General features: G+C 59.6%; 10 protein-coding genes. 6 read left to right on the top strand and 4 right to left on the bottom strand.

All coding sequences use genetic code 11. The annotated features are described in order from the left end of the window. The first annotated feature begins 57 nt into the window (after positions 1–57). The 4 genes from VD17_RS07415 to VD17_RS07425 are packed head-to-tail and all read left to right on the top strand — an operon-like array spanning position 58 to position 2,448. Complete coding sequence (locus tag VD17_RS07415) at positions 58–462, top strand: MarR family winged helix-turn-helix transcriptional regulator (protein ID WP_033055842.1); 405 nt, start codon at positions 58–60, stop codon at positions 460–462. Positions 463–514: 52 nt separating this feature from the next. Beyond that, entirely contained in the window at positions 515–1,723 is a 1,209-nt protein-coding gene (locus VD17_RS07420) for an MFS transporter (protein ID WP_046053290.1), read from the top strand. Continuing rightward, complete coding sequence (locus VD17_RS32550) at positions 1,720–1,842, top strand: hypothetical protein (protein ID WP_007977581.1); 123 nt, start codon at positions 1,720–1,722, stop codon at positions 1,840–1,842. Before VD17_RS07420 ends, VD17_RS32550 begins: the two co-directional genes overlap by 4 nt. A gap of 54 nt (positions 1,843–1,896) precedes the next feature. Continuing rightward, a complete protein-coding gene (locus VD17_RS07425) occupies positions 1,897–2,448 on the top strand; it encodes a glutathione peroxidase (RefSeq protein WP_046053291.1) in 552 nt (183 codons plus the stop codon). Between the two features lie 89 nt (positions 2,449–2,537). Here VD17_RS07425 and VD17_RS07430 read toward each other — a convergent pair whose 3' ends face one another. The 3 genes from VD17_RS07430 to VD17_RS07440 form a co-directional block, all read right to left on the bottom strand. Further along, positions 2,538–3,800: an OmpP1/FadL family transporter gene (locus VD17_RS07430; protein WP_046053292.1), complete on the bottom strand. Its 1,263-nt coding sequence runs from the start codon at positions 3,798–3,800 to the stop codon at positions 2,538–2,540. A 145-nt stretch (positions 3,801–3,945) separates the two neighbouring features. Continuing rightward, a complete protein-coding gene (locus VD17_RS07435) occupies positions 3,946–4,428 on the bottom strand; it encodes a hypothetical protein (RefSeq protein WP_046053293.1) in 483 nt (160 codons plus the stop codon). A 276-nt stretch (positions 4,429–4,704) separates the two neighbouring features. After that, complete coding sequence (locus VD17_RS07440; RefSeq protein WP_007898912.1) at positions 4,705–4,929, bottom strand: hypothetical protein; 225 nt, start codon at positions 4,927–4,929, stop codon at positions 4,705–4,707. Positions 4,930–5,927: 998 nt separating this feature from the next. Here VD17_RS07440 and VD17_RS07445 point away from each other — a divergent pair. Then, the gene (locus VD17_RS07445; RefSeq protein WP_080931979.1) at positions 5,928–6,251 is read left to right on the top strand and encodes a sel1 repeat family protein; all 324 of its coding nucleotides are present in this window, start codon (positions 5,928–5,930) and stop codon (positions 6,249–6,251) included. A 196-nt stretch (positions 6,252–6,447) separates the two neighbouring features. Then, positions 6,448–7,791, top strand: a complete 1,344-nt coding sequence (rmuC, locus tag VD17_RS07450; RefSeq protein ID WP_185753113.1) for a DNA recombination protein RmuC — start codon at positions 6,448–6,450, stop codon at positions 7,789–7,791. A 144-nt stretch (positions 7,792–7,935) separates the two neighbouring features. Here rmuC and VD17_RS07455 read toward each other — a convergent pair whose 3' ends face one another. Further along, a complete protein-coding gene (locus tag VD17_RS07455; protein ID WP_046053295.1) occupies positions 7,936–11,406 on the bottom strand; it encodes a hybrid sensor histidine kinase/response regulator in 3,471 nt (1,156 codons plus the stop codon). Between the last annotated feature and the right edge of the window lie 160 nt (positions 11,407–11,566).

Genomic DNA, 11,566 nt, shown 5'->3' on the forward strand with positions numbered 1-11,566 from the left:
ACTGCATAACTGATTTGGTAACTTGATTTAACACATTCGCGGGTATATACACGCACCATGCTCGACTCCCAATGTTTATGCATCAACCTGCGTCGCGCCGCCCGTGGCGTCAGCAGGCACTACGACGGCGCTCTCGACGGCTTCGGGATCAACGTTGCCCAGTATTCTCTGCTGTGTAATCTGCAGCGTCTGGATAAACCGAGTATTTCCACGTTGGCCGAGGCCATGGGGCTGGATCGCAGCACCTTGGGGCGCAATCTGCGGGTGCTGGAAGGCGAAGGCCTGCTGATGCTGGTCGAGGGCGAAGACATGCGTAACCGCATCGTCATGCTCACCGAGGCCGGTGTTGAACGCCTGAAAGCGGCCTTGCCCGCGTGGGAAGCGGCGCAACAGCGGTTGATCGACCGTCTGGGTGCCGAGAAACGTGAAACCTTGCTGCGACTGCTGGACGAACTGGCCTGATGCCGGTTTTTCCGATCTTAAGCGGGTATATACCCGCTACCGGAGAATAAGAATGACATCGATGTGGCGTACTTGTGGTTGGGTTTTGTTGGGGAGTGCGCTGATTCTCGCGTTGTCCTTGGGGGTAAGGCACGGCTTCGGGCTGTTTCTGGCGCCAATGAGTGCCGAGTTCGGCTGGGGGCGTCAGACGTTTGCCTTCGCCATTGCCTTGCAGAACCTGATCTGGGGCCTGGCGCAGCCATTCACCGGCGCGCTGGCCGACCGCTTCGGCGCCGCGAAAGTGGTGCTGGTCGGCGGTGTCCTGTATGCGTTGGGCCTGGTGTTCATGGGGCTGTCGGATTCGGCCGTGACCTTGTCCCTGAGTGCCGGCCTGTTGATCGGCTTGGGTCTGTCCGGCACCTCCTTCTCGGTGATCCTCGGCGTGGTCGGCCGCGCAGTGCCGCCGGAGAAACGCAGCATGGGCATGGGCATTGCCAGCGCTGCCGGCTCTTTCGGCCAGTTCGCCATGTTGCCCGGTACGCTGGGGTTGATCGGCTGGCTCGGCTGGTCCGCGGCATTGCTGGTGCTGGGCCTGTTGGTGGCGCTGATTGTGCCGCTGGTGAGCATGCTCAAGGACAAGCCGCTACCGGTGTTCGGCCATGAGCAAACACTGTCCGAGGCGCTGCGCGAGGCCTGTTCCCATTCGGGATTCTGGCTGCTGGCATTCGGCTTTTTTGTTTGCGGCTTCCAGGTGGTGTTCATCGGCGTGCACTTGCCGGCTTATCTGGTGGATCAGCACCTCCCGGCGAGCGTCGGTACGACGGTGCTGGCGTTGATCGGGCTGTTCAATATATTCGGGACCTACACGGCGGGCTGGCTCGGCGGGCGGATGTCCAAGCCGCGTTTGCTCACGGGCTTGTATCTGCTGCGGGCAGTAGTGATCGGGTTGTTCCTGTGGGCGCCGGTCACGACGACTACCGCTTACCTGTTTGGCATGGCGATGGGCTTCCTGTGGCTGTCGACCGTGCCCTTGACCAACGGCACCGTCGCGACCTTGTTCGGCGTGCGAAATCTGTCCATGCTCGGTGGGATTGTTTTCCTGTTCCACCAGCTCGGATCGTTCCTCGGTGGCTGGTTGGGCGGGGTGGTGTACGACCGAACCGGGAGCTATGACTTGATCTGGCAAGTGGCGATTCTCTTGAGCCTGATGGCCGCCGCCCTGAACTGGCCGGTGCGTGAGCAGCCGGTGGCGCGCCTGCAAACACAGATGAGTGCGATATGAACAGTCTCTGGCCGCGGATCGCAGTCGCCGCTGTCTGCGCCTTGCTGCTCGCCTTGTCGTGGTGGGGCTGGCATCAGGGCGGGCTGGCGTTGATGCAACTGGGCATGGGTGCTTGCTAGCAGCATGTGAGGGCGAGTAACTTCGGTTTTGACGATTTCTAAGGATGCACCGACATGTTGATGCGTTGGCTCGCAGTTCCCGCGTTACTGGTAGCGTTTAGTGGATTGGCTCAAGCGGCCGAATGCCCGGAGCTGCTGCAAGGCTCGTTGCCCAAATTGCGCGCCAAGGAGTCCATCGACCTGTGCCAGCGCTTCGCCGACAAACCATTGGTGGTTGTCAATACTGCGAGCTTCTGTGGTTTCGCCCCGCAGTTCAAAAGCCTTGAGGCGCTGAATCAGCGTTACAAGGATCAGGGGCTGGAGGTGATCGGCGTTCCGTCCAATGACTTCAAGCAAGAGTCCAAGGATGGCGAAGAGACTGCCAAGGTCTGCTACGTGAACTACGGCGTGACGTTCACCATGACTGAACCGCAGAAAGTCCGCGGTAATGACGCGACGCACTTGTTCAAGACCCTCGCCAAGCAGAGCATCGCGCCGAAGTGGAACTTCTACAAATACGTGGTTGATCGCAAGGGAAAGGTGATCGCCAGTTTTTCCAGCCTGACCAAGCCTGATGACCCTGAGTTTATCGAGGCGGTAGAAAAGGCACTGGCCTCGCAACCCTGATCGATACCCATTAAAAAGCCCCGCCTCTGTACAAGAGAGTGGGGCTTTTTTGATTCAGGCGGCGAGGGGTTCAGGTTCGCCGTGAATCATCAGAAGCGGTAGGTCGCGCCAACACCGAAACCGTTCGCATAGTTTTCATACTCTGCGCTGTAGTTCTGACGGCCGTTGCTGTTGTTGACCTTGACCGTCTCTTCGCGCAGGTACGAATACGCTACGTCGATGGTCAGGTCGTCGGTCGGACTCCAGCCGGCGCCCAGGCTGAAAATCTTGCGATCGCCAGTCGGAATACGAGGGGAGCGGTTTGTGTTGTTGGTCGGTGCCTGGTCGACCGACAGGCCGGTACGCAGCACCCACTGCTTGTTCAGCTGGTACGAAGCACCGATGGCGTGAGCCCAGGTGTCGTGCCAGTTCTGCTCTTCAGTGATGGTGCCAAAGCCGCGTGCGGCCAGGGCGGCAGGAACGCCTTCGTTCTCAACGGAGATCTCTTTCAGGCGGCTCCAGCGAGTCCAGGTGCTGCCTGCGTAGAGGGTCCACTGGTCGTTCAGCTGGTGAGTGACCGAAAAGTCCACCGACTCAGGCGTGGTGATGTCCAGCGAAGCGTCGAACTTCTGGTTCCCCAGTGGGCCGAGCAGGGCGTAGTTGACCTTGGTGTCACCTTCGAGCTTGTACTTCACTTTCGAGTGATAGGTCAGGCCGAGGCGAGTGCTTTCGAGGGCTTGAACCATGATGCCGATGTTGTAACCCAGCGCGGTGTCGTCACCCTCGATCTTGACGGTGCCGTCCGCTGCGCGCGGGTTCAGCGACAGATTCGATTCCAGGGTCCCGTCGATGCGGTTGATGGTCGGACCGAAACCGATCGACACCTTGTCGTTGAAGGCGTAGCTGACGGTTGGCTGCAGAGTCACGATTTTGACTTCGCTCTTGCTGCCGAAGTATCTGCCGGCGAAGCCGTTCTCGTAGTCGGTCACCAGGCCGAATGGAGCGTAGACGCCGAAACCGACTGCCCAATGGTCATCGATTGGCTTTACGTAGTAGCCCATGGGTACGCCCATGAAAGGGACCATGTCACCTTTGTTGGTACCACCATTCGGGCTTGAGCTGGCGTCATTGATGTCAGTGTGCGCGTCGATGAATGCAACACCACCGGTCACTTGTTCGCGCTTGAGGCGAGACATGCCGGCAGGGTTGCCAAATACGGTGGATGCGTCGTCGGCAGAAGAAGATCGCCCGGCAAAACCTGTCCCCATCCCGCTGATGCTTTGTTCGTTTAGGGCAAAGCCACTTGCGAAGATCTGGGTGGATGCCAAGGTAACGGCGAGGCTAAGGGTGGTTTTGAGCATTACTTTTTTCATTATTAGAACTCCTGGTGATCACCGGGGCGAAAATTACCAACATTTTCGTCCCAGCGCTATAGGCTGTAATGCTTGATTTAGAGCGGTTTTGTAGGACAATCCGACCAAAATCGCAGCAGTTGCGCGATCTTGTGGGCGCGGCAGATCAGCAGGCGACCTGATTCAGCGGTGAAACACAGGTTTGCCAGGCGCAGGTGAAGTCTCTCAGGCGTCCTTGGGGCTGGAAGGTCTGGCGCCAGATACGGGCCATTCCCAGTAGGTCGTCTGCTTCGGGGAGGGGGGTGTTCTGTTCTTCTACCAGCAGCCAGGCGATGGCTGTGGCGTAACGCAGGTTGACGGTCAGTTCGAGGTGCGGACCACTCAGGAAAGCATGCTGACTGGCCAGTCCGCGAACCAGGCTTGCGCGTTCCGGGTCAAGTGCCAGGTAGTGGTCCCAAAGTGCTTGATGGCGGGGTTCGGCGATTCGGTACAGGCCGTGTCCACGGCGGTCATGCAGGGCAGTTCCAAGGGCTGACTGGCTGGCGGCAACGCCCAGCAGCAGGGATTCGGCAGTTGCGCTATGGCACCCGAGGTAGATCAATGTCGGGCGGATCACATAACGGCACAGTTCGCTGGCAGCGATACCCATAAAACCCTCGAAACATCAAATGGTCGGCGATACCTGAAGGGGCCTTGGCAGCGGGTGAATCGACTCAGGCTCGCCGGAAGCGGTTTAGGCCGCTTGAGTTGAAGTGTAGTGTCATATTCGCGCCGTAAAGGCCTGTTTTTAAAATATTTCCGGCTGCGAGTTATAACCGTTATATCGCTTAGTGCTTAGGCGGTGACAGCGAAAAGAGAAATATCGGGCAATAAAAAGCCCCGCTTTTTAAGCGAGGCTTTTGAGGTTTTCAGTCTTTCTGGCGTATCAGGCAACCAGTGCCTGACGGGTACGCTCGATCACGGCCTGCAGCGGCTCGGCGCTGGAGTATTGATCGGGGTACAGGCGTTCGCTGTGACGAGCGATGCCGTGTTCGTTGACCAGAGTGAAGCTGAAGCAGCCTTTGCGAGCAGCCATGATGAGGCAGTTCATTGGTGCAAAAGCATTGGTTAGGGTGCGAATGGCATCCTGGGTGTGGATTTGAGTAGACATAGTCATTGGGTGTTCCTACAAGCGACACGGATAAGAACCGTGCAAAGTTAAAACGTTCCAGTGACGACGACCACCATTGGTCGAACGAAGAACCCGACTGGAACAAAGCAGCCAGTTTGAAGCGCTGATAAATTGGCGCGCTTGGGCTGGCAGGTAGGTACTTAGGAGGGCAGGCAACACATCAAGGGCAAAGGTTCTGGGCCCGGGGTGAAGATCCTGATCAATTTGCAGGTTGGTTCGGTCAGAGTAAGTGATCTTCGCAACACCCTTTGCTTTCGATTCAAAGGCTGTGTTGACGCAAGGTTTACCTGGAAACCATCGAGGTGGTCGATCCCGCTTTGTCGGTGGAGGCTTCCTTTGGGAAGGCTGACCGGGGGGATTTGTTCGACCAGAATTGACTTTCAGCTTGGTACTAACGCCGCGGATACTAACGGATTGAATTGCTGAAGGGAAGTGTGTTAGCAAAAAAGATGTCTGGATGCCCTGATTCAACGTACGGATTGGCGCTCGGAAAAAGCCATGACCCGCAGACTTGCCCTGTAATAGCACAAATTCCGACCATTGGTAGTCACGGCTCATCGGGCCAGGACCTGCCTGGATCATGGGTTTGCCAAGGTTTATCCCCAGGTTCAGGCGAAAAATGCGCCGTAAAAGCGCATCGATATAACTGCCTCGAAGGTACTTGTGCACATAAGTCACGGAGGGTGTCACGCCGCTGTCATCTCCCCTTCAAACGCAGTGGGTGCCTGTAACCAAAATTTAAGTCAATGAAAAACATCGCTTTTTTTTACTGGTGAAAAAATCGTCAGTTTGACTGCGAGCCCCATTCCATACGGCTTTGCGAGAGTTCAAGGGCGGTTGTCCACTGAGTTATCCACAGCTTCTGTGGATTGTCCCGAGCGCTTGCTCTAGGACGGGCGTGCCGGGTTTTTTTAGGCTTTACCTGTAAGAAAAAAAGAGTAGAGTGGCGCGCCTTCCGATCTGCCCCACAGTGCTTTATGAAGTTTCGCTCAGTATCAGTCTCTGCAACCTCCACACCTCCCAGCGTTACCCCGCCCAAGCGCTTTTCGATGCGTGTGGCCGAGTGGCTGCTGGACAGCCCGCGTCTGGGCGAAAACCCCAACGTCAAACACTTCGCCGGACGTTTGCTCAAGCAGCCGGCCCGTGAAGGGGTCGTGGCCGCGCAAAGCCGACTCGGTCAACTGATGTGCCGTGAATGCGGGAATGCCCGGGATCGCCGTATCGGCCAGGACCTTTTGCGTTCGGCCGCGCGGGCAGGGGATCGGCGCGCCCAGCAGGAACTGGGTCTGATCGAAGACTGAGCTGTCCAAGACCTGACGCCTTGGTTAACCTTCAAGCTTTATTTCATTGGCAGGAGTGGCTATGGCTATGGACTTGACCAGCGCATTGCTCGGTCTGGCGGGTGCTGCGCTGCCGTTATTGGTACTGGCCTGGCAACTTCAGCGGCGAGCGAGTACCGCGCAGTCAGAAGTTGCACTTTTGGAAGAACGCGTTGCCATGGCCCATCTGGCTCAGGACGGATTGAACGCCCAGCTCGAAGCCTGTCGCGATGAAATAGGTGATCTGGGTCAGGCCAACGCCGCCAAACAAGCAGACCTGGCCGCCATGCGCCGCGAAGTCGAATTGCTGCAGATCGAACGCGACGATGCCCGCGATGCCGCCCACGCCTGGAATCTGGAACGCGCCGGTAAAGAAGCTGAGTTGCGTCGTCTGGACGCCCAGGCCGCTTCGCTCAACGCCGAGTTGCGTGAGCAGCAGGAAAGCCATCAGCAGCGCCTCAACGACCTGCAGGGCTCGCGAGACGAGCTGCGAGCGCAGTTCGCCGAGCTGGCTGGCAAAATCTTCGACGAGCGCGAGCAGCGTTTTGCCGAAACCAGTCAACAACGCCTCGGTCAGTTGCTCGATCCGTTGAAAGAACGCATCCAGTCCTTCGAAAAACGCGTCGAAGAAAGCTATCAGGCTGAAGCCCGCGAGCGTTTTTCCCTGGCCAAGGAACTGGAACGGCTGCAACAGCTGAACCTGCGCCTGAGCGACGAAGCCACCAACCTGACCCGCGCCTTGAAAGGCCAGAAAACCCAAGGCAACTGGGGTGAGCTGATTCTTGAACGAGTGCTTGAGCACGCGGGCCTGGAAAAGGGGCGCGAGTACCAGACCCAGGTCAACCTCAAGGGCCCGGACGGTGAGCGTTTCCAGCCGGACGTGATCATTTATCTGCCGGGCGACAAACAGGTGGTGGTCGACTCCAAGGTCAGCCTCACGGCCTATCAGCAATACGTCGCGGCCGAAGACGATGCCATCGGCCAGATCGCCATCAAGCAACACGTGCTGTCCCTGCGCACTCACGTCAAAGGGCTGGCCGGCAAGGATTACAAGCGTCTCGACGGTTTGCACAGCCTGGATTTCGTCCTGCTCTTCGTACCGATCGAAGCGGCGTTTTCCGCCGCATTGCAGGCTGAGCCGACGCTGTTTCAGGAGGCCTTCGACCGCAACATCGTGATCGTCAGCCCGACCACTCTGCTGGCGACCCTGCGCGTCATTGACAGTCTGTGGAAGCAGGAGCGCCAGAGCCAGAACGCCCGGGAAATCGCCGAGCGGGCCGGGTGGCTGTACGACAAGTTCGTGTTGTTCATCCAGGATCTGGATGAAGTTGGCAATCGCTTGCAGCAACTGGATAAAGCCTACAGCTCGGCGCGCAATAAGCTGACGGAAGGCCGAGGCAATCTGGTCAGCCGTAGCGAGCAGCTCAAGTTGCTTGGCGCACGAGCGAGCAAGAGCCTGCCGGCAGACTTGCTGGAGCGGGCGATGACCGATGTGGATGGGTTGGCGGAATTGCCGGAGTAGCCAAAAGGATCTTCGGAGCGCCATCGCGAGCAAGCTCGCTCCCACATTTGACCGAGTTCTTCCAGATAGAATGCAGTTCAATGTGGGAGCGAGCTTGCTCGCGATGGCGGCAGTTGCACCACGACATGGTTCAGGCCTGCCACGCTACAACGGTAAATGCCGACTCAGCAACGCCCGCAACGCCGCCGGCTTCACCGGTTTAGCCAGGTAATCCAGCCCAGCCGCATGCACTTGGGCCATCGTCTCCGGTCGCCCATCGGCGCTGATCACAACCCCTGGCACGGGCTCACCCAATCGGGTTCGCAACCATGCCATCAGTTCGGTCCCGGTCTCGCCATCGTCCAGGTGGTAATCCACCAGTGCCAATTGCGGTCGCATCCCGTCGCTGAGCAGCGCCGCGCATTCATCGCGGTTGCGCGCGGTCCAGACCTGACAACCCCAGCGCGTGAGCAAGCTGTTCATGCCGATCAGGATGCTGTCTTCGTTGTCGATGCACAGCACCTGCGCGCCGCTCAGCAATTTGCCATTGAGTTCGGCAACCTTGGTCGGGGTCGCGGTTTGCGCCCGAGCCAACGGCACACTGACGCTGAACACACTGCCGCGCCCCGGCCAGGAGCGTACGCGCAAGGTATGACCCAGCACGCGACACAACCCGTCGGCGATCGCCAGTCCCAGCCCCAGGCCTTTTTCAGCGCGCGTCTGGTGGCTGTCGAGGCGTTTGAATTCTTCGAAAATGACCTGCTGTTTATCCACAGGGATGCCCGGACCACGGTCCCAGACTTCCAGGCACAACTCGCCCTTGCGTCGGCGAACTCCCAGCAGCACCGGCCCTTTGGCGTAGCGGAAGGCATTGGTCAGGAAGTTCTGCAGGATTCGTCGCAGCAGTTTGATGTCGCTGTCGACGCGCAACGTGCTGCCCCTGACGCGGAATTTCAGCCCTTGGTCGCGGGCCAGCGCCTTGAACTCGGCACCGAGGACGTCGAACATCTCATTGAGCGCGAACGGTTTTGGATTGGGGGTGATCTTGCCGTTTTCCAGGCGGGAAATGTCCAGCAGGTCGCTGATCAAGTCCTCGGCCGAGCGCAGTGACGTGTCCAAGTGATGGACCAGTTTCTGCGCCTCACCGGAGAGGCCGTCGTCTTGGTGAGAAAGGGCGGCCGAGAACAGTCGCGCAGCGTTCAACGGTTGCATCAAGTCGTGGCTGACCGCCGCCAGGAAACGGGTTTTCGACTGGTTGGCCGACTCCGCGGTGCCCTTGGCTTCGGTCAGGGCGACGTTGAGTTGCGACAGTTCGTGGGTCCGCTCAGTGACCCGGCGCTCCAGGCCCTCGTTGGCTTCGGTCAGCGCTTGCTCAGCCTCGCGGAACGCGGTGATGTCGGTGAAACTCATGACGAAACCGCCGCCCGGCATCGGGTTGCCGATCAACTCGATCACACGGCCATTGGGGAAAAGTCTTTCAGAGGTGTGGGCGCGGCCCTGACGCATCCAGTGCAAGCGGCGGGCGACATGCACTTCGGCTTCGCCGGGACCGCACAGGCCGCGCTCGGCGTTGTAGCGAATGATGTCGGCAATCGGACGGCCAAGCCTGATCAGTCCATCCGGGTAGTTGAACAGCTCCAGGTAGCGCCGGTTCCAGGCCACCAGTTTCAGCGACTGGTCGACCACGCTGATGCCTTGGGTGATGTTCTCAATCGCACCTTGCAGCAGCGCGCGGTTGAACTGCAGCACTTCCGAGGCTTCGTCGGCGATTCGGACGACATCCTCGAGTTGCATTTCCCTACCTTCGATGGCGGCTTTTACCACCGCCCGGGTCGAAGAAGCACCCAGCACACCGGCCAGTAAACGTTCGGTATGGGCGATCCATTCACCGTCGGCGTTCTGGCTCGGGTTGAAGCCTTTGCCCTGACGGTAGGCGAATCGGATAAAGCTCTGACGGGCGCGTTCTTCGCCGACGAAGCGTGCGGCCAGCTGCAACAAATCGTCGATCTGCACCGACAGCATCGAACGGGCGCTGGGGCGGGCGCTGATTTCCTGACCGATGAAGCGACCCGCCTGCCAGTGTTCCGAAACCCTCGTGCGTGACAGCACCGACACCCAGGCGAACAGCGTGAAGTTGGCCGCCAGCGACAACATCACGCCTTGGGTCAGCGGAGTGAGCGGCAGGTTCAGCGGGTTGCTGTGCAGCCAGGCCAGACCGGGGAAACTGCTCAGGGACAGGCCCAGGCTATGGGCCGCTATCGGCAGGATCAGGGTGTAGAACCACAGGAACGTCCCGGCGGCGAGGCCGGCGAATACGCCACGGCGGTTGGCCTGTTTCCAGTACAGCGCGCCGAGCATGGCCGGGGCCAGTTGGGTCACGGCGGCGAAGGCGATCTGGCCGATGGTCGCCAGGCTCGCCGTCGAGCCGAGCAGGCGATAGCTGACGTAGGCCAGCAGCAGAATCACCACAATGCTCACTCGGCGTACCGAGAGCATCCACTGGCGGAACACCTCGAACGGCCGTTCGGCGTTGTTACGCCGCAGCAACCATGGCAACAGCATGTCGTTGGAGACCATGGTCGACAACGCCACACTGGCGACAATCACCATGCCGGTCGCCGCCGAAGCGCCGCCGATAAACGCCAGCATCGCCAGGGCAGGATGGGATTGGGCCAGTGGCAGGCTGATCACAAAAGAGTCCGGCAGCACCGAACTCGGCAGCAGCATCTGACCAGCGAGGGCGATGGGCACGACGAACAGTGCCGCCAGCGCCAGATAGGCTGGAAACACCCATTTGGCCAGGCGCAGATCCTGAGGGTCGATGTTCTCCACCACGGTCACGTGGAACTGCCGGGGCAGGCAGATGATGGCCATCATTGCCACGCCGGTCTGCACCACCATCGATGGCCAGTTGATGGTTTCCTTCCAGTATTCTTCCAGACGCGGGGCGAGCATGGCCTGGTCGAACAGGTCGTCGAAACCGTCGTACAGGCCGTAGGTCACGAACGCGCCGACCGCGAGAAACGCGAACAGCTTGACCAGCGATTCGAACGCAATCGCCAGGACCATGCCGCGGTGGTGTTCCGTGGCGTCGAGGTTGCGGGTACCGAACACGATGGTGAACAGCGCCAGCACCATTGACACGATCAGCGCCGTGTCCTGGGCGCGAGTGCCCATGGCGTCGGCACCGGCACCGATCAACAGGTTCACCCCGAGCACGATGCCCTTGAGTTGCAACGCAATGTAGGGCAAAACGCCGACCAGGCAGATCAGTGCCACCACCACGGCCAGCGACTGGGATTTGCCATAACGCGCGGCGATGAAGTCGGCAATCGAGGTGATGTTCTCCTGCTTGCTGATCATCACCATTTTTTGCAGGACCCACGGCGCGCACACCAGCAGCAGGATCGGCCCGAGGTAGATCGGCAGGAAAGACCAGAGCTGTTCAGCGGCTTGGCCCACGGCGCCAAAGAAGGTCCAACTGGTGCAATAGACGGCCAGCGACAGGCTGTACACCCAGGCGCGCACTCGCGGCGGCAACGGCGTGCTGCGACGGTCGCCGTAGAAGGCGATGGCGAACATGATGGCCATATAGGCCAGGGCGACGGCGGCGATCAGCCCGCTGGACAGCGACATGGGAACTCCAGACAAAAGACACCCGGGACTCCCGCCCGGACAGACAGTCTCGCACGATGGCAGGGGTTAGTCAGTGTCGACCAAGGTCGCGGCGCGGCGGGGTGTCGCAGGGTGCGTTTGGTGTTTTCGCTGGCCTCATCGTCGGAACGCCGCCCGGAGC

It is taken from the genome of Pseudomonas fluorescens, from assembly GCF_000968015.1.
GTDB lineage: Bacteria > Pseudomonadota > Gammaproteobacteria > Pseudomonadales > Pseudomonadaceae > Aquipseudomonas > Aquipseudomonas fluorescens_W.